Origin of the sequence: Streptomyces flavusporus, from assembly GCF_046267975.1 — a bacterium.
In the GTDB taxonomy this organism is placed as follows: domain Bacteria; phylum Actinomycetota; class Actinomycetes; order Streptomycetales; family Streptomycetaceae; genus Streptomyces; species Streptomyces flavusporus.
The window spans coordinates 5,815,498-5,833,355 of the sequence record NZ_CP176503.1 but is presented as its reverse complement, the minus strand read 5'-3'; the positions used below and the strand labels follow the sequence as shown (position 1 = coordinate 5,833,355).

12 protein-coding genes and 2 pseudogenes are annotated in these 17,858 nt (G+C 67.8%); 5 read left to right on the top strand and 9 right to left on the bottom strand.

Annotated elements, in window-relative coordinates; all coding sequences use genetic code 11:
* Nucleotides 1-43: 43 nt before the first annotated feature.
* The gene (locus tag ACKTSN_RS27660) at nucleotides 44-1,723 is read left to right on the top strand and encodes a sodium:solute symporter family protein (protein WP_409471584.1); all 1,680 of its coding nucleotides are present in this window, start codon (nucleotides 44-46) and stop codon (nucleotides 1,721-1,723) included.
* A 21-nt stretch (nucleotides 1,724-1,744) separates the two neighbouring features.
* Nucleotides 1,745-2,062, top strand: coding sequence for a hypothetical protein (locus ACKTSN_RS27655; RefSeq protein ID WP_409471583.1), 318 nt, complete (start codon nucleotides 1,745-1,747; stop codon nucleotides 2,060-2,062).
* 175 nt (nucleotides 2,063-2,237) lie between these two features.
* Here the strand turns inward: ACKTSN_RS27655 and ACKTSN_RS27650 are convergent, their stop codons facing one another.
* The 5 genes from ACKTSN_RS27650 to ACKTSN_RS27630 form a co-directional block, all read right to left on the bottom strand.
* The gene (locus ACKTSN_RS27650; protein WP_409471582.1) at nucleotides 2,238-2,606 is read right to left on the bottom strand and encodes a helix-turn-helix domain-containing protein; all 369 of its coding nucleotides are present in this window, start codon (nucleotides 2,604-2,606) and stop codon (nucleotides 2,238-2,240) included.
* Nucleotides 2,603-2,977: a type II toxin-antitoxin system RelE/ParE family toxin gene (locus ACKTSN_RS27645; RefSeq protein ID WP_385513495.1), complete on the bottom strand. Its 375-nt coding sequence runs from the start codon at nucleotides 2,975-2,977 to the stop codon at nucleotides 2,603-2,605. Before ACKTSN_RS27645 ends, ACKTSN_RS27650 begins: the two co-directional genes overlap by 4 nt.
* A 254-nt stretch (nucleotides 2,978-3,231) precedes the next feature.
* The gene (locus ACKTSN_RS27640) at nucleotides 3,232-4,038 is read right to left on the bottom strand and encodes a hypothetical protein (RefSeq protein WP_409471581.1); all 807 of its coding nucleotides are present in this window, start codon (nucleotides 4,036-4,038) and stop codon (nucleotides 3,232-3,234) included.
* Between the two features lie 77 nt (nucleotides 4,039-4,115).
* A complete protein-coding gene (locus ACKTSN_RS27635; RefSeq protein WP_409471580.1) occupies nucleotides 4,116-4,766 on the bottom strand; it encodes a hypothetical protein in 651 nt (216 codons plus the stop codon).
* A gap of 74 nt (nucleotides 4,767-4,840) precedes the next feature.
* On the bottom strand, nucleotides 4,841-5,419 hold the full coding sequence (locus tag ACKTSN_RS27630; RefSeq protein WP_409471579.1) for a suppressor of fused domain protein: 579 nt from the start codon (nucleotides 5,417-5,419) through the stop codon (nucleotides 4,841-4,843).
* Between the two features lie 464 nt (nucleotides 5,420-5,883).
* Here ACKTSN_RS27630 and ACKTSN_RS27625 point away from each other — a divergent pair, with 464 nt between their 5' ends.
* Together ACKTSN_RS27625 and ACKTSN_RS27620 are read left to right on the top strand one after the other, a co-directional pair.
* Nucleotides 5,884-6,105, top strand: coding sequence for a helix-turn-helix domain-containing protein (locus ACKTSN_RS27625; protein ID WP_409471578.1), 222 nt, complete (start codon nucleotides 5,884-5,886; stop codon nucleotides 6,103-6,105).
* Entirely contained in the window at nucleotides 6,105-7,412 is a 1,308-nt protein-coding gene (locus ACKTSN_RS27620; RefSeq protein WP_409471577.1) for a tyrosine-type recombinase/integrase, read from the top strand. The genes ACKTSN_RS27625 and ACKTSN_RS27620 overlap by 1 nt, the downstream gene beginning before the upstream one ends.
* A 172-nt stretch (nucleotides 7,413-7,584) precedes the next feature.
* Here the strand turns inward: ACKTSN_RS27620 and ACKTSN_RS27615 are convergent, their stop codons facing one another.
* Entirely contained in the window at nucleotides 7,585-7,959 is a 375-nt protein-coding gene (locus ACKTSN_RS27615) for an Imm1 family immunity protein (RefSeq protein WP_409471576.1), read from the bottom strand.
* Nucleotides 7,960-8,657: 698 nt separating this feature from the next.
* On the opposite strand from ACKTSN_RS27615, the pseudogene ACKTSN_RS27610 reads away from it, so the two are divergent.
* Nucleotides 8,658-9,181 (top strand): annotated as a pseudogene (locus ACKTSN_RS27610) (site-specific integrase); the annotation flags it as partial.
* Between the two features lie 149 nt (nucleotides 9,182-9,330).
* On the opposite strand, the pseudogene ACKTSN_RS47560 reads toward ACKTSN_RS27610, so the two are convergent.
* From ACKTSN_RS47560 to ACKTSN_RS27600, 3 genes and pseudogenes are all read right to left on the bottom strand, one after another.
* A pseudogene (locus ACKTSN_RS47560) lies at nucleotides 9,331-9,480 on the bottom strand (IS30 family transposase); the annotation flags it as partial.
* A 110-nt stretch (nucleotides 9,481-9,590) separates the two neighbouring features.
* Complete coding sequence (locus tag ACKTSN_RS27605) at nucleotides 9,591-10,112, bottom strand: SMI1/KNR4 family protein (RefSeq protein ID WP_409471575.1); 522 nt, start codon at nucleotides 10,110-10,112, stop codon at nucleotides 9,591-9,593.
* Nucleotides 10,099-17,748: a polymorphic toxin-type HINT domain-containing protein gene (locus ACKTSN_RS27600; protein ID WP_409471574.1), complete on the bottom strand. Its 7,650-nt coding sequence runs from the start codon at nucleotides 17,746-17,748 to the stop codon at nucleotides 10,099-10,101. Before ACKTSN_RS27600 ends, ACKTSN_RS27605 begins: the two co-directional genes overlap by 14 nt.
* Nucleotides 17,749-17,858 lie beyond the last annotated feature (110 nt).

The following is a 17,858-nucleotide window of genomic DNA, read 5'->3' as shown; positions in this document are numbered from 1 at the left end:
GGCTCAGTTCCCGCAACGAAGTCCCGCAACGAAGCGAGTGCGTATGGAAACCCCCACATACCTGGCCGCCGAGCTACGGCTCCCCACCAACTGGCTCGACTACACGATCCTCGGCATCTACTTCGTCGTCGTCCTCGGCATCGGCTTCGCCGCCCGCCGGTCGGTCAAGACCAGCCTCGACTTCTTCCTGTCCGGACGCTCCCTGCCCGCCTGGGTCACGGGTCTGGCGTTCATCGCGGCCAACCTCGGCGCCACCGAGATCCTCGGCATGGCCGCCAACAGCGCGCAGTACGGCGTCTACACCACCCACTGGTACTGGGTCGGCGCCATCCCCGCCATGGTCTTCCTCGGCCTGGTGATGATGCCGTTCTACTACGGCTCCAAGGTCCGCTCGGTTCCCGAGTTCCTGCTGCTGCGCTTCGACAAGGGGGCGCACCTGCTCAGCTCGATCCTGTTCGCCTGCGCCTCCATCCTGATCGCCGGCGTCAACCTCTACGCCCTCGCGATCGTCGTCGAAGCGCTGCTCGGCTGGCCGCAGTGGGTGGCGATCGTGATCGCCGGCTTCTTCGTGCTGGCGTACATCACCCTGGGCGGTCTGTCGTCGGCGATCTACAACGAGGTGCTGCAGTTCTTCGTGATCCTCGCCGCGCTCATCCCGATCTCGGTGCTCGGCCTGAAGAAGGTCGGCGGCTGGGACGGGCTGTCCGACACGCTGACCGAACGCCGCGGCGAGAACTTCATGACCGCGTGGGGCGGCACCGGCATCGGCCACGACAACCCGCTCGGCGCGAACTGGCTGACGATCGTCCTGGGCCTCGGGTTCGTGTTGTCGTTCGGCTACTGGACGACGAACTTCGCCGAGGTGCAGCGCGCGCTGTCGGCGAGAAACCTGTCCGCGGCGCAGCGTACGCCGCTGATCGCCGCGTTCCCGAAGATCTTCATCGTCTTCCTGGTGATGATCCCGGGCCTGGTCGCCGCGGCGCTGGTTCCGCAGATCGGTACGCCCGAGTCGGACCTGCAGTACAACGACGCGATCCCGTACCTCATGCAGGACCTGTTGCCCAACGGCGTCCTGGGCATCGCGGTCACCGGTCTCCTGGCGGCCTTCATGGCGGGCATGGCGGCCAACATCTCGGCCTTCAACACCGTCTTCACGTCCGACATCTGGTCGAAGTACGTGGTGAAGGGCCGCGAGGACGCGTACTACGTGCGGTTCGGGCGGCTCATCACGGCGATCGGTGTGATCGCGTCCATCGGCACGGCGTTCCTCGCCTCGTCGTTCTCGAACATCATGGCGTACCTCCAGACGCTGTTCTCCTTCTTCAACGTCCCGATGTTCGTCGCGTTCATCATCGGCATGTTCTGGAAGCGGGCGTCCGCGAAGTCCGGCTTCTGGGGTCTGCTCGCCGGCACCACCGCCGCGATGGTGAACTACTTCGTCTTCTACCAGCAGGGCGTCATCGGCATCCCCTCCGACCAGGGCGCCAACTTCGTCTCCGCGATCGCCGGGTTCGTCGCCGGTGCGGTGGTCATGGTGGCCGTGTCGCTCTTCACCGCGCCGAAGCCCGCGGAGGAACTCCAGGGGCTGGTCTACGGCACCCGGGCCCCCGGTGTGCCCGAGCCGCCCGCCGTGGGCGACGACGCGTGGTACCGCAAGCCGGCGCTGCTCGGCTGGGGTGCCGTGATTCTGGCCGCCGTCTGCTACATCCCGTTCTCGTTCTGACCGCGGGAGGATTGAGAGACCATGTCCGAGGACCACGGATTCTCCGAGAAGGACGTCCAGCGGGAAGTCACCGAGCTGGAGGGCAAGTCCGCCACCGCCGCGCGACTGTTCGACATCCGTCGGACCATTGGTGCGCTGTTCGTGATCTACGGCGTCATCGTCACGATCGCCGGGCTGACCGACGATGACGCGGCGATCGCCAAGGCCGAGGGGGTGAACGTCAACCTGTGGACCGGGGTGGGGATGCTGCTGCTCGGGTTGTTCTTCCTGATGTGGCTGAAGCTGCGGCCGCTGGCTCCGCCGCCGGCTGTCCTGCCGGACGAGAAGACGCCGGAGTAACGCGAGTCGGAGCTACGGATACGGAGCCGGAGTCCACGCCGGTGGGCTCCGGCCGGGCCGGTCGGTACGCCACTTACGCCGTCACGCCGTCACGCCGTCGACTGTCGGCCGGGTCTTCTCCGGCAGATCTGTCCCACAACACGCCCCGGCATGACGACAGCGGTAGGCGCGCGGCTCAAGCAGCAGAGGAGCCTCCGTCCGATGCCGCTTCGGACGACCGGTCGCGGTCATGCGCAGTGAACACGAACGTCGAACTGTCGCCATCGAGATCAATGGTCAGCGATGCATCCAGAGCCTTGGCCAGACGGGTGAGCAGGGGCAGTGTCGGTACGGAGTCGCCGCCCTCGATGTTGGAGATCTGCGGTTGGGTCATGCCGGCGCGGCGCGCCAGCTCGGCCTGCGACAGCCCGAGTTCCCTACGCCGGTCATGAACGGCCTGCCCCAGAGCGAACGCGTACCCGGCCTCCACGTAGGCCGCGGACTCCTCGACCTGCTCCCCCAGCAGCTTCCGGGTCCGCCGAGTCTTCCATTGGGAGTGGTTCACCACTTCTCCTCCTCACTCCGGTCGTAGCTGTGCTCAGCGGGACCATGCTCCGCTTCGCACACCTTCTGTGCCTGCCGAGCCCGCTCGACCTCGGCCTCCTCCCGCTGCCTGGTCTTGCGGAACACCGTCAGGAGCACGACCCGCTGCTCGGGAGCGAGCCAGTACGTGATGCGGACCGCGTTCCCCTCCATCGTGAACCGCAGCTCTCGCAGCTTGCCGCCAAGGTGCCGGGAGTAGGGCTCCCCCAGGGTGGTCGGCTGGGCCGCGAGCATGTCGGCAGCACGCTCGGCCTTGTCGTATTGCTGATCCGAGAGGAGCTCCAGCCACTGGCGCACCTCCGGCTCGATCTCGATCAGCCACGGATCACTCACACCCACGACTATACAGAAATCTGTATCACGCCTTCCGTGAACCGCATGCGCACGGGTGCGGGCCAGTGGCCCGGAGGCGCCGGGCGCCGGCCCCGTAGGGGCACCCCCCTTGCGGCCGGGGCCCCGGAGGGCCGGTGCGACTACGTGTGGCTGGTGCCGTCGTGTTCGGCGTCCTCGGCGTCCGTGTCCGCCGGTGATCGCCGTCCCCGATCCGGACGCAGGGGAGTCGGACGACGCCGAGTAGGCCTCCTCGTTCAGCCGAGCTTCGTCTCCTGGGTCTCGACCAGGACGGTCGGGAAGTCCCATGCGTCGCCGGAGACCACTGCAGCGGAGTTGACGGTGCTGAACTGGGCCAGGATGCTGCCGCGGCGGAAGATCACCGCCTTCGTCGGGCCCAGGAGACCGCCGTCGCCGCTGACCGTCGCGGTGAAGGCGACGGCCTCGTCGCCGGCGTCGGGCGCGGTGGCCGTGCTCACCTTGCCGACGTCCTGCGTTCCGCCCGCGCTGGATTGGAACCCGCCGTCACAAGCGGCAATCGAGCTGCGCAGCGACTTGAGGGCCGTCTTCGCCTGGTCCTCGTTGTCGTAGGAGGCGAGGCTCACCGTGGTGCTGGTGACGGTGAACGCCGCGTCCAGTTCCTCGGCGGACTCCGCCGCATCGATCGCGGTGTCGTCGAGCCCGGAGTCCACCCGCCGTTGGGCGGTGGCCGCCGGGTCACCCAGGGCCACGCCCCACATGACCTGGCTGACCGGGGCGCAGTCCGCCTCGCCCGTACGCAGGTCATCCTTGGTGAACCTCTCGTACGCGGCGGGCTTGCGGACGTCGAAGCCCTTGAGGTCACTCGCGGCCAGGGACAGCTTGTCCAACTGGGCGGCGGTCAGCGGCTTGACGGCGGAGGCGGCGGCAGACGTCTGCGCGGCGGACGGGGACACGGACGCATCGACGGCGAAGTCACCGTCGCCGGAGCCACCGCACCCGGTGAGCACTGCGACGGAGACCAGGGCGGAGGCCGCCAGAGCACCGGCGCGGAAGCGGGAGCGGCGTATGCCGGATCTGTTCACGATGTGCTGTGTTCGCTTTCTCTGTTCCTCAGCAATGGCTGACGCACCGTCAGCCACTTAGGTTCACGCCAGGCGGCTCAGGACAGCTTGGCCAACTGGGCGTCCACAATGGCCGCCGGTACGGCGAAGTCCTTCGGGGCGCTACCCTCGGGCACGGCGCTGACGTAGGCGACGGTGTTCCCCTTGCGGAAGACCACTGCCTTCACCGGCGTCTTCGCTCCGGCCCGCTTGACGACCGCACCCAGACCCATCGCCTGGTCCGCGCCCTCGGGAGCCAGCTCCAGGGCGATCTTGCGGAAGGCCCGATCCTCGCCGTCCACCGTCGCCGTGAAGCCGGAAGCGCAGTCGTCGACCGCGGTCCCGAGCGCGTCCATCGCCGACTGGGCCTGCTCGGCCTCGTACTCCGCGAGGGCGACGGTCACCACGGCGCCCTCCCCTGACGCCTGGCGTACGACCGTGCTCGCCGGCTTGCCGATCACCGTGCCCGACAGGGCGTACGCCGCCGGGGCGCAGGCATTCTGCGACACCCGCACCACCGGCGCCCCCGCCGCGGTCACCGTGAAGCCCTCCGCCTCCCGGCCCGCCAGCGCCGCCTTGCCCAGCCCGCCCGGCAGGCCGGTGGCGGTCGCCTGGGTGATCGGCTTCAAGCCCAGCTCGTCGACCGAGCCCCCGCCACCACCGCCCGCCACGTCGCACGCCGACAGCAGCGCGCACAGCACTGCCGTCACGCCGAACGCGTCTCCGCTCTTCCGACGCGCCGCCACCATGTCAGCCCTCAGCCCTTCTCTGCACGTCTCATCGTTCACGTACCCACCACAGAAGGCCGACGTGGATCGATCAGGTTGACGCCTGCTCTCTCAAATCTTTCTTCCAGCCGCTCCATTCCTCGGCGCCGGGCGTATTCGCCCTCGTTCGCATAGACCGGAACCAGCCAGAGAATGGAGATCGTGCCCCCGGTCGCAGGGGCATCCCCGCATTCCGGCGGGAAGGCGTACAGAGGTGTCACCAAGAGGTGATCCGCGCCGCTCCCCTCGAACCACGGGCGTCCCAAGTTCATCATGGAACCCACGTGCACGTCACGCCCGGTGGCCTGCCAATGCGCCACCATGGCCAACGTCTCGACATGGCGAGGAGTCTCCGCCGGTGACAGCAGCGCGAACTCGTGCACCCGCTTCCCGGCCTGGGGTTCCGCCACTCCAGACGAGATGTAGAGCCATGACTTCAGGCTTTCGCCGGGCGCGACGCGAACCACTCGGAACTCGGGAAGCAATTCCTCGACAGGCCCTGCGGTCCACCTGAAGTCCACCACTTCACTGTTCGGCCACATCGCACGGGCATGTCGAACGACATCGCCGACCGGGCCGACTGCGGACGTGTTCATCTGCGCCTCTTCATTCCCCAGACGTTGGCCGGCTTGGTAACCAGTCCGGACAACCTACCTCCCTGGCTGTTCTGGCACGCCTTGCACCTGGTCCCGTTGATGCCCTGGCGCGCGTAGGAACGGCGTTCCTCATCCGTCATCTGCCATCCACCGTGGAAGTAGTAGTGGATCGCAAGCGGGGGCTCGTGCTCGGGCACCGGCTGCGTCGCGGTACCCGACACCTGCATGTCACCACAGTCCAGGCAGCGGGTCCCCTCGCCTGCCACCCGGGCCGCCCGGCCCTCGGGGCCGTTGGTCTGCGCCCCACCGTAATGAGCCTTCCGAGCACGCCCCGGACACCACCCTCGTCGTCGGCCACTGGGCCTACCTCGGCACCGACTACAGCCCGGCGCCGCCCTCCTCGCCGCCGCCGTCTGGCACCGCAAAGAACTGGAACGGCAGTTCATCGCGGAAGGGGGCTGCTCATGACCGCGCACGGACCCGTGCACGGCGAGGAGTCGACGGCACCGGAGGAACTGCTGACAGTGCCACAGGTCATGACACGCCTCCAGATCGGCCGCTCCGCCATCTGCGACCTGATCCGCACCCGCCAGCTCGCCTCCATCACCCTCGGCCGCGCCCGCCGCATACCCGCTCGCGCCCTCACCGACTTCATCCGCACCCGCCTCGGCCAGGAAGCCGCCTGATGACCACCCCGCGCTCCACGCCCTCCCGCCGCCGCACCCGCGCCAACGGTGACGGGACCGTCTATCAGCGCAAGGACGGACGCTGGGAAGCAGCGGGGTACGTGCTGGCTCCTGGCAACACCCGCAAGCGCATCCGCGTCTACGGCACCACCCGGAAGGAGGCTCTGGCCAAGCTCACCGAGAAAATCGCCGCCAGCAACCGCGGTCTCCCCGTCCCCTCCGCGCAGGGCAGCGTGGCCGCGTACCTGACGTACTGGCTGGAGAACGTCGCCGTCCACCACCTCCGCGAGAACACCCACCCCCGCTACACCGCCTGCGTCCACCGCTACCTCATCCCCGGCCTCGGCAAGAAGAAGCTCACCAAGCTCACCGCCAAGGACGTCCGCACCTGGCTCAACCAGCTCCGTACCACCTGCCAGTGCTGCACCCGCCGCATCGACACCCGACGCGACCAGCCCCGCTGCTGCGCCGCCGGCCAGTGCTGCCGCAAGCTGCTCTCCCCGCTGACGCTCACCTACATCCACTCCGTACTCAAGTCCGCCCTGGAGCACGCCGTACGCGAAGAAGAGATCCCGCGCAACGTCGCCCGCAACGTCCGCACCGGCACCCCACGGCCCCGACGCTTCGAACCTCTCACCGCCGACGAAGCCCGTCAGTTCCTCGCGGCCACGCGCGGACACCGGTTGCACGCCCTGTTCGAACTCGCCCTCCACACCGGACTCCGCAAGGGCGAACTCCTCGGCCTGCACTGGGAAGACCTCGACCTCGACGCAGGCACCGCCGCCATCCGCCGCACACTCCAACGCACCAGCGCAGGCGGGCTCACCACGCTGCCCACCAAGACCCGGGCCTCCGAGCGCCGCATCGCCCTACCCGCCCGTTGCCTCCACTCGCTGAAGCTTCACCGCGAGCAGCAGCAGCGAGAGCGGGAGGCCGCAGGCACCTCGTGGCAGCGCAGCGGGCACGTGTTCGTCACTGTGCAGAGTGGACCGATCGACCCGACCAACCTCAGCCGTGCCTTCGCCACGCTCCTCCGCAAGGCCGGCCTCCGCCGCATCCGATTCCACGACCTTCGCCACTCGACAGCCACCCTTCTCCTGGAGCAGGGAGTCGAACTCGTCGTGATCAAGGAACTCCTCGGCCACGCCCACATCGGCGTCACCGCCACCGTCTACGCCCACGTCCGACTCCGCCTTCAACGCGACGCCATCGACACCCTCAGCACCGCACTCGACGGCCCCACGATCACCGAAACGGCCAACGGCGACGGCGACGAAGCGCCGCCCTGTGCCACTCTCGTCCGCTGACGTCGCCGTCAACTACTGCCGTCACAGCACCAGAAGCCCCTGTCAGGCTCCGCCTGACAGGGGCTTCAATTTGCTGGAGAAACATACCCTGGTGCCGTCAGCTCACGGCGTCTGAGCAAGGCCAGGACTGCACCAAGCTCGCAGCCGCACTACCGGGCACGGCGGGACGCAGCTATCGAAGGCTGTCCCAGTCGATTTCCGGATCCTCGACGACCTCGACCATGGACGGCCGGTCGAGGCGCTGCCCGTTCATGTGACCGGCAACCCAGTTGATGCACTCAGGTCGATTCCCCGAGCGCAGCCGACAGAATTCCTCCACCGCGGCCTGAATTCGGGAAACCGGCAGAGTGCTGGCCGGGTCATGGAAGAGTGGATACCCAGGGTCCGACACAACGCGTGGGTCGAAATCAAGAGGTTCGGGATTGTCGGAAATCCAAACGGAATCATAAACCCCTCCCTCTTTAGGGAATTTCTCATCAACGAACCACACTAGAGCCCCATACCCATGGCGTCGATTGATCGCCACGCGCAGGTTACTCCCCGCCACCGGGTCGGTTTCAGTATGCCGTCGATCAGCAATACAGAACCACGCATCTTCGCCGGGATAGTAGGAGCCCCCAGATCCCGTTCATTCATGCAGTTCACGAGCACATGCGGGTCACGCGGCGCCCTAATCCCAGGACTCATCGGTCCGCCATCTCAGTAGCCGTTCGCGACACCAGCGCACCCCAGGGGCCCCGGTCTGTCGCAGAGCTCGCGGGCTCGCGGATGGAAAGAGGGGTCAGCCCTGGAGCGGGCTCGCGCCGTAACGATCAACGCCCAGCCGGACGCCGTGAGTTTCGCGGTGATCAAACAGCCTCGCGGTGGTGCGAAGGCGCCGGGCCGCCGGTCTAACGGGAGGCCTCGCGGGCCAGGCTGACCACAGGCGTTGCCCGGCGCCCACGTCACCGCCACGGGGGCTCAGGGGGACAGCGGCGCCAGTCTCAGAGCGGGTCTCAAGGACCGTGAGGGCCGAAGGCGTTCCGCTGTCCCCCGCAAGCAGCCCGCCAGCCCCTTGCGGAGACCGGACCGAGCCGCCTACACCCTGGATTAGAGGGCCGGGGTCTGGGGCGGAGCCCCGGAAAAGGTGCGCTGTGCGGGTTGTTGCGCGCCCGGACCGGCGGGGTCGTCGGCGAGCGGGGCGGAGACAGGAGCGGGCGGCGGCCCCGCAGGGCCGGGCGCGCGCGGGCCGCGCTAGCGGGCCGCCTCGGACTGCGCTGGGAAGACCTCGACCTCGACGCGGGCACCGCCGCCATCCGCCGCACACTCCAGCGCACCAGCGCGGGCGGGCTCACCACGCTGCCCACCAAGACGCGCGCCTCCGAACGCCGCATCGCCCTCCCCAGCCGCTGTGCCCAGTCCCTGAGGCTCCACCACGATCAGCAGCAGCGCGAATGCGAGGTCGCAGGCTCCACGTGGCAGCACAACGGGCACGTTTCACCACAGCGCAGGGCAGACAGATCGACCCAACCAACCTCACCCGCACCTTCACTACGCTCCTCCGCCGCGCCGGCCTCCGCCGCATCCGATTTCACGACCTCAGGCACTCGACCGCGACCCTGCTCCTGGAACAGGGCGTCGAACTCGTCGTGATCAAGGAACTCCTCGGCCACGCCCACATCGGCGTCACCGCCACCGTCTACGCCCACGTCCGACTCCGCCTCCAGCGAGACGCCATCGATGCCCTCGGCACCGCACTCGTCGGCCGGGAGACCACCGAGTCGGCGCGCTCCGACGGCGACGAACCGCCACCCCGCCCTCGTCCGCTGACGTTGCCGTCAGCTACTGCCGTCACCCCACGCAGAAGCCCCGCCAGGATGCGGTGGTTTCCAGGGGTCGTTGCAACACGTGGTCGGTTGATCAGGCCGCGAGCAGTTTATTCACGGCCAGTTCGCTCATGGACGCCGACGCGTCGGCTTGCCTCTCGGTTGGTCAGCCCCATCTGCACGAGCCGGAAGTATTCCTCCCGCTCACGCCACAGCTTCACAGGCCCCTGAGCCTTACGGACCTTGCGGATCTCGAAGTCCATCGCACCCCTTGAACTGGGGTGTTGCAACGACCACTAGAACCGAAGTGCACCTGGCGGGGCTTCAAATTTGCTATCGCCACTAAGGACAGTAACTGAACCCCCTGGAGAGTTCACGCCAAAGAGTCCGCCTCAGCATGGTTCTCGGTGATCATCCCTCGGAAGAAATCCGAGAAGGTTCGATATCTTTCGATTTCCCCGCCCGCAAGCCAGATAACCGGTGCCGGTCGATTCGACTCTCTCGCGCACGGCATGACGAGGATGTCGATGTCTGTTCGTGACGCACCGATGGGAATCAAGCGGGTGAAATCATCCCCTCGCTCAATCTCCACCTCATCCTCGATCACACGCACGAGTTCCTCGGCCTCGACGTAAGCGACACTACCGAAGTCCGCCGTCCCAAACAGGTCGATGTCCTGCAAGATGGCCGACCAACCGTCCGCATGCAGCAGGAAATCGGCATACTCAGGGTCCACAGGACAGCGCGTCACTGTAGCAATCTCTGCGATCCGCTCCGGCTTGGCCGGAGGCCGACGTGGCTCATGGCGCCAGAGGCCGTCTTGGTCACTGACCGCCAGCCTGCGCTTAGCCGTTTCCATTTCCGCAAAAAGCGCCGACCAATCAGACACCGCCACCCCTGTTATCCACCAGCACGAACCTCCTAGGACTGCACCCCACCGGGCAGCGCTGCCCTTGGGCAGAAAGACTACTGTTCACCCGCTTCGTCATATCAATCCAGGTTGGCGGCTTCCCGTGGCCCAGCCACATCGCATCCGGCGCATGCCCGGCAACGCCAGAGTAAGGAGTTCCGGCCGCCGCCGCACGGCGCCGCTCGCTCGCTGCCTCACGGGCTGCCTCCCTTCTGATGGAACCTGCGGTAGAAACCCGACCAGTCGGCGACATCTGCCCCCGCGCAATAGCGTCATTGGCCGCATCTACGTAGTCCGCGAACTGCTGCGCCTCTTCATCTGTGGCCCACTCGGGGATCCTAACCTCGGCTTCGCCATTTGTGTTGCAGTTGTGAACGAGTACCGGCGTGGCCCCCGCCAGCACATAGTACGTGTGCAGGTCGCTGACGGTGAGGTTGTGGACCGTGGACCGCCGCGTGGTCCAGCGTTCGACGGCCGTGATCTGGACGTACGTGCCGGCGCTCGTGCGCAGCCACTCGCCGGCCTGCAAATCCTTGGCGTCGATCCACTCGCCCAGCTCCGGGACCCAGAACGGGTGCCCGTCGGTGGCCGTCACCTCGGCGGTCGTGTCCTTGCCGGTGGCGATCGTCATCTTCACCAGGTGCTTGACGCCCTCGCCCACGATCTCGGCGGTGACCGTCTCAACCGCCGTCTCACCGGTCTCCGGGTCGGTGGCGAGGACCTTGTCGCCGTTCTCGACCTGCTCGATCGGCTTGGTGGTGCCGTCGGCCATCAGGACCTGTGTGCCGGGGACGAAGCTGTTTGCCTCGCCCTTGGAACAGCTCCCGCCACCCCCGGACGACTCCTCCTTCGCCTTCGCCTGCCGCGGCTTCGGCTCCGCCTTCTTCGCCTCGGCACGCCTCGTCTTCTGAACCGCGTTGCCCGTCTTCTGCGCCGCCCTCTTGGCCTGCCGGGTCGCCGCCTCCTTGGCCTTCTTCTTCAGCTGGGCAGCCCGCTCGGCGGCCTTGCGCTTGGCCTCCTTGGCTTTGCGCGCCAGCTCCCTGGCCTTCTTGGCCAACTCGATGATCTTGCGGGCCTTCTCCTTGGCCTTCATCCACGCGCTGACCGCCTGCGCGATCCGCCACGCTGCCTTGGCCACCGAGGGAATCTTGGCGACCTTGTACCAAGGAACGGCCGAGATGAACAGCTTCCCGCACGCCCACAGATCGCCCCGCGAGAAGCAGCCCATCACGTCGTCCCAGCCGACGAACTCCTTCAGGGCCGCCCAGCCGACCGAGAGGATGACGTCCGACAGGGACGTGTTCAGCTGCTGCTTCGCCCACGCCTCCGACGACGCCGACGGACCGCCGTACTCCGAGGTACCGCCCTCCGACGCCAGACCCGACGGGTCCGCGAACGTGACCGGGTTGTTCTCGCAGTACACGTACCCGTTCATCTGCACTGGATCAGCCAGGTCCAGCACCGGGTCCGGCGACAGGAAACGGCCCGTCGACGGGTCGTACTCCCGCGCGCCCAGATGCACCAGGCCGCTGCTCGCGTCCTCGCCACCGCCGACGTAGCCCTGATGCGAACGCCACGTCGACGACTCCGAACGCTCCACGCCGAACGGGTCGGTCTTGGAGAACTTGACCTTGTTGCCGGATGCCAGTGCGACATTGGCGTACGCCGTGCCGTTCTGGTCGGTGATCTGGACCGACAACTCCCCCGCGCCGCCAGCGCCCAGCGCGTGCCGCATGACCGTCGGGGCACCCGGCTGCGAGTAGTACCGCTCCGTGTACGCCGGACCGCCGGCCGCGTTCACCGAGATCGTCGACTCGCCCAGGTACAGCGTGCGCTCGGTCGCGGAGATCGCCATCAGACGCGTGCCGTCACCGCCGTAGACGTACTTGGTCTCCTGGTCCGGCGCCCACGACTGAGCCGCCCCGTTGGCATCACAGGTGTACAGCTGCAGATCGGTGCCGTCGGCCGAGTTGGCGCTCGGCACGTCCAGGCACTTGCCGGAGGAGACGTGCTTCAGCTTGTGGCCCGCGGACACCGCCGTCCACTGCTGGCCGGCAGCCCCCGTGCAATCGGCGATCACCACCGCGGTGCCGTTCGCCGTGCCTCCGTCCTTCGGCACCATGCACTTGCCGAGGATCTTCAGCGCGCCCGTCGAGGGGGCGGCGGACGACGCCGAGTCGATGCGCAGCTTCTGCGCCTTTGAGCCATTGCACGTGTACAGCTGGAGCGCTGTGCCCGCCGTCGTCGACGACGACGTCAGGTCCAGGCACTTGTTCGCCAGCCCCAGCCACGCGCCCGAGCCGTTCTCACCGAAGCCGGTGACCGTCTCGACCTGGCCGTCCCAGGTCCAGGTCAGGGCCTGTTCCGAGCCGTCGTACGTGCGCGTCTTCGTGTTGCCCGCGGCGTCGTACGTCAGGTTCGTCGCCTTGGTGACCTGGGCGCCGGAGTCCGCCTTGTACGTCTGCGACATTCCAGTCAGCGTGTGCGGCTGGGTGCCGTCCGTCTTGCCGTACGAGTACGTCGTCGTGGCGTCCTTCGACGTGTCCAGGCCCGGGTCGTGCTCGACCAGCTTCTTGCGGTTGCCCAGCGCGTCGTACTCATAGCTCTGCCAGTAACCGCTGTTCGCGGACGTCACGTTGGTCGTGCCGTCGGAGTACTTCGGGGCCGCCGTCGTCTTGCCCGCCGCCGTGCAAGACGAAGGGGCAGTCCACGCCTCCGTCAGCTGACCCAGCGCGTCATACGTGAAGCACTGGCGGTCGGTCACGGAGTTGGAGGTGTCGGCGATCGACGTGACGTTGCCCGCCGGGTCGTACGCGTATGTACGGGAGTTCACGCGGTGGCCTGTCACGGCCGTCGTGTCGCTCGTCGACTCACGGTCGACGATCGATCGGGTCAGCTCGCCCGTCGCCTCGTCGAACAGGTTCGTCGTCCACACCCGATTGGGGTTCTCACCGCTGACCGTGCGCAGCACCTGGCCGTACGGGGAGTAGGAGGTCTGCGAGGTGTACCAGGCCAGGCCCGACGTCGAGACCGGCAGGCCGTCCTCGTTGTAGCGGATGACCAGTCTCTCGGCGGGCAGGGTGCCCACCGAGGGAAGGTTGACCGCCTCCAGCAGACCCGAATCCGAGTACTCGAAGCTGTAGGCGTACTCCTTCTGCAGGCCGTACGACATCGCGACCGACTCGGGAATCGTGATCTTCTGGCCGGTCGGCTGATAGTCGGCCGTGTAGCCGGTCACCGATGTGGTGTACGCCTGACCGTCCGTGTAACGGGTCTGCGACGTCGGCAGCCCCGCGCCCCCGATCAGCGTGTCGTACACCGTCTTCGACAGCAGGGTGCCGGAGGCGGAGCCCTCGTGCTGCTCGGTCGGGCGGGACAGCTCGTCGTAGAGCGTGTAGACAGCCGCGTTCTCGTCCGTGACCAGCTCGGGACGGTCCAGGACGTCGTACGTCGTTGTGGTCGTGCCGGCGTCCGGGTCGACCGACTTGATCTCGCGGCCGCGGGCGTCGTACTCCCAGCTCCAGACGTTGCCCTCGGAGTCCTTGGCCTCGACACGGTCGCCGCGCTCGTCGTACTTGTACGTCGTCGTACGGTGGGCCGCCCGCAGTGCGTCGGTGAAGGTGTCCACCCGGACCGTGCGGCCGAGCGCATCCGACCAGGTGCGCTGCGCGGCGGCGCCCTCCGGCTCGATGACCGTCGAGTAGTCGTAGCCGTATTCGTAGCGGGTCGCCTTGGCCGGAACCTCCGTGCCGTTGAGGTACGGGGTCTCCGTCAGCGTGCGGCCCAGGCCGTCGTACGCGTACAAGGTGGCGTTGGGGACCTCGTAGTCCGAGGCCAGCTCGAACAGCTGGGTCGTCGGCTCGCCCGTCGCGAAGTACGCGTTGTTGGTCTGCTTGATGGTGCCGTTGGCGCTGTACAGGACGTCCGTGATCAGACGGCCGCCGCCGACCGCAGGCTCCTGCTTCTGGCGCTCGCGACCGAGGCCGTCGTAGATGACGGTGGAAGTTTCGTACGCGCCCTCGTGGTTGAGCGCCTCGGTGGTGATCGAGACCGGCTGGCCGATCGTGGTGTCGTACGTGAACTTCGCCGACGGGGACTTGGACGTCGAGCGGGTCGGGGACCATACCTGCGTCGCGCGGCCGAGCGAGTCGTAGGTGTACGTCGTCGTACGGCCGTTGACGTCCTGGTCGGTGAGGGAGACCCCGCGGCCGGGCTCGATCGTGGTGATCTCGCTCTGCAGCAGCGCGTTGGTGGTCTCGATCTCGTAGACCTGTCCCTTGTCCGGGCGGTAGGCCGTGGTGCTCTTGTTGCCCTTGGCGTCCCACGTCGTCGTGGTGCGGCCGTAGGAGTCGTAAGCGACCTCGCCGTCCTTCACCCAGGCGCCGCCCGCGCCCGCGGGGGCCCAGGTGATGGTGGCGTTGGGGGAGGATGGGACGGCCGCGGTGCTGAACGTAGTGGCGCCGTCGTAGCCCACCCGGGAGCCGTCGATCCAGTCGGCGGCGGTTGCTGTGGCGGCAGCCGCGCAGGTGCCGGCGGTGGTCAGGGTCTGCGCGGGCAGGCCGATGAGGTGCTTGGCCGTGTTGTGGACGTACGACATGACGGTGCACGTCTCGTCACCCGTCCTGCCGGTGTCGCCCTGCGACTCGACCTGGGTGAGCAGGCCGTAGGTGTCCTCGTGGGTGTTGACCGTCTTGAGGGTGCGCCAGGTGCGGGTGTCGTCGCCCGTGCCGGAGGAGCGCGTGACCGTGACACTGTGGCTGTCCTGGACGCGGTAGGCCTTCAGGTCCGGGATGCCGCCGCTGCGGCTGCGGGTGGCCAGGAGCGTGGACGTGGGATAGTCGACAGTGCGGGTCAGCAGGTCGCCGCCGCTCTTTGTGTACGTCAGGGTCTCCGCGACCCGGCCCGCGTACTGCTCCTTGTCGGTGGAGATGGTCGCGCCCGTGGAGTCGGTGACGGTCTCCGAGCGGGTGGTGCCGTCGGGCAGCGGGACGCCGTGCATGCCCCGGAAGTACCGGGTCTCCGTCATTCCCGCCTGGGTGGACATGGACGGCGCGACGGTGGAGTCGGAGGTGTCGCCCGTGATCGTCCGCACGAGCGCGTAGCCGCGCCACTGGTCGTAGGTGCGGGTCTTCTTCTTGGAGAACTCCGCCTGGTTCAGAGCCCAGGCGGCGCCGCCGACGTACTGGTACTGGGTGGTGACGGGGTCCACGCCGGTGAGGGCGGGCAGTTCCTGGACGGACGCGACGCGGTACTTGTAGAACCAGTCGATCTTCTCAACGTCCGGGTCCGGGTGCCAGTAGACCGGGAAGCACTGACCGGTGTTGCTCTCGGGCTTGGGAAAAGCACCGTTGACCTTGCAGTCGTCCCACGGGTCGTCATAGGTGACGAGAGTCTCGCCGCCGTACTCGCTCACGACCCGTAGGATGCGCAGCCGGTCGAAGGCCGGGTTCGGGTCGTCAGCGCCGTGCTTGACGCGGTTGGGCATCGATTTGCTGTTGGCGAGGAACTGCACCGGGTTGAGCGTCTGGGGCTCGCCGTCAGGGGCGTAGCCGGTGCGGGTGATCGACTCCAGCCACAGGGCCGTGCCCTCGTCGGTGAGGTCGGCGGGGAGCGACTGCTGGAGCGTCCAGCTGTCCACCTTCGACAGCTCGGTGGAGCCCTGGGTGCGCTGCGTCCACGTCGTCACCTGGGCGAGGCGCTTGCGCGACCAGAAGGTGGGGACGGGGACGTAACACTCCTTGCCCCCCGCGCAGAACAGATCGGCCGGGGTGTCGTACCAGATGCGGTTCTTCGCGAAGTCGCCGGACGCGAAGTTGTCGTTGGTGTCGTCCTCCGTCGTGCAGGCGATCTCGCCTTCCTTGAAGCAGCGCTCGTCGACGTCGAAGGTGACCTTGGAGATGGGAGCGGCGAAGAGGTTGGCCGTGGTCAGGCCGTACTCGATGCGCTTGAGGTAGCCGCCGCGGTCGTAGGGGACCGGGGACTTGAAAGCGTTGTTCTTGGCGTAGTGGTTCTTCTCCTTCGCCCACCACAGGGTCATCGCGTTGCCGTCGGTGTCGACGACGTAGTCCAGGTTCCAGCGCCAGGCCTCGGTGCAGAACGATCCCGCGAAGTCGCCTGCCTTGTAGCAGGGTTCGTCGCTCTGATTGCTGGCGACGGGGGCCGTGAGGACGGAGTTGGTGACCGGGTTGCCGGTCTGCCAGTTCGGCAGCTTGTGCTTGCCGAAGTAGTACTGGGTGCCGTCCCGGGTGGTGACGCGCCAGTACTCGCCGTCCTGGTCACCGTTGTCGAGCGAGGTGTCCTTCAGCAGCTCGACGCGCGAGCCGTCACCGTTGGCCGTGACCCACTTGTCGCCGTACGGGCCGCTCGCGCTGTCGGGAAGCACCAGCTCGGTGGTCGTGCCGCCCAGCGTGAGCGTCGCGTTGTACGAGCCGAAGCAGAGGTCGCTGGTCTTCTTGGTGTTGTTGCCGTTCGTCTGGTCGTCACGACAGCTCTTGTACGTGCGGGTGATGGAGCCCGCGTTGTACTCCCAGCCATCGCCGATCCATGACGGCTGGTTGTTGGAGGCGGACGTACGGCCGTCCACCACCTGCGAGTTGTAGCCGAAGGACACCGACGGCGAAGGGCCGCCGGGGACGGACGGGGTCTGCAGGGTGTACGAGTAGGTGAAGGCGCCGGAGTTGCCACCCGCCGACCACGAGCCGGCGCTCACCAGCGGGGTCGCGCCGAAGTCGCCCTTCGAGCCGGAGCCGGAGTCGGTGGCCAGGAGGACGGACGAGCCGGAGCCGGAAGTCGCCTCGGCGAGGGACGCGAGACGAGGGCCGCTCTTGGTCTTCGGCTTGCGATAGACCGCGTCGGTGACCATGCCCTTGTCGCTGGTTGCCGCCGTGGAGACGGTGGAGCTGCTGGTGCCGCCGGCCGCCAGGTCCTCGGCGGCGACCGTCGCGAGGATCTTCCGCTCGTACACCGGGTTCCCGTCGGTGTCCGTACCTGTCTGCTCGACGACGTTCTCGGTCGTCACCTCGGTCGGCTCGGAGCAGCCCGTGGTGTCCGGGGTGGTCAGGAAGCACGCCGGGTACTGCACGAAGGACAGGCGGTCCGCCCAGTTGGCGCCGTACAGCTCGGAGAAGTCGGTGTAGTCAAGGGCGACGACCGCGTCACCGTTGGCCGTTGCGGGCGGGGTGACCGTCAGCGCCACGCCCTCGATGGCGGTGGTGGCGAGTTCGGCCTGGCTCGCGAGAGAGACCTGCCACTGGCCCTCCAGGGCGGCCGCCTCTGTCGCGGTGGCGTCCGCGGGGGCGCCGACCTCGACGGGCAGGGCGGTGGCGCCGTCCGAGCTGGTGATCGGCACCAGCTGACCAGGGGTGAGCCCCGTGAGGTCCTTCGCCACCGTGCCGCCCTCAGGGGCGGTGACCTGGGTCGGCTCGTACTCGACCGGCTGCTCGGCCTCACTGGTCGTCAACTCGGCGAGCTTGCCACCGTTCTCGCCCGAGGCCTCATCAGCAGGGGGCAGATCGACCAGGTCGACACCGCTGCGGTCGTCACCCGGCGGCAGCGCGGAGGCGGCCGGCGCGATGCCCACCACCAGCGCCACCACGAGCGAACCGATGACCCCGGTACGCATCCGCGTCCGTCTGCGGCGCTCAGCACGCGTCAGCACACGTCCCCGTCTGCCGCTCCAAGACAGCGATCCCCTCACAGCGGCAGCCCCCGCGCACACAGTTCCGTCAATTG